Origin of the sequence: Lactobacillus sp. UMNPBX19 (genome assembly GCF_002553805.1) — a bacterium.
Classification (GTDB): Bacteria; Bacillota; Bacilli; order Lactobacillales; family Lactobacillaceae; genus Lactobacillus.
Window position 1 is genome coordinate 1 of record NZ_PCYR01000154.1, and the last position, 374, is coordinate 374.

Annotated in this window: 2 pseudogenes; both read left to right on the forward strand. The window is 44.4% G+C overall.

Going from position 1 to position 374, the window contains the following annotated elements:
- A pseudogene (gene rbgA, locus CP370_RS09550) lies at positions 1–180 on the forward strand (ribosome biogenesis GTPase YlqF); the annotation flags it as partial.
- Positions 167–374, forward strand: a pseudogene (locus CP370_RS09555) (ribonuclease HII); the annotation flags it as partial. The pseudogenes rbgA and CP370_RS09555, both read left to right, overlap by 14 nt.

The window sequence follows — 374 nt, forward strand, 5'->3', positions numbered from 1 at the left end:
ACGGATGAAGACTTTGATCAGCCTTTGCCAGAACTTTTACTGTTAATCACCCAGAAGTTAGGAATGCGAGACGACTATGATCGTGCTAGCCAACGAATCTTGTTGGATGCTCGGAAGGGTAAATTAGGTCGTTTTAACTTAGATTTTGTAGAGGAGCTTAACGACCGTGGCGACGATTAAAGAAATTAAGGAACGCTTAGTAACCGTTCAAGACGTTAATGATCCTTACTTTTTGGCTCTAGCTGACGATAGCCGTGCCGGAGTGCAAAAACTATTACGGCAAAAGGAAAAGGCGCTCCAAAAAGTGGCTGAACAACGCCTCGCCTTTCAAAAGCGGTTTTCCTTGGAAAATGAGTTATGGCAGTCCGGCAAAC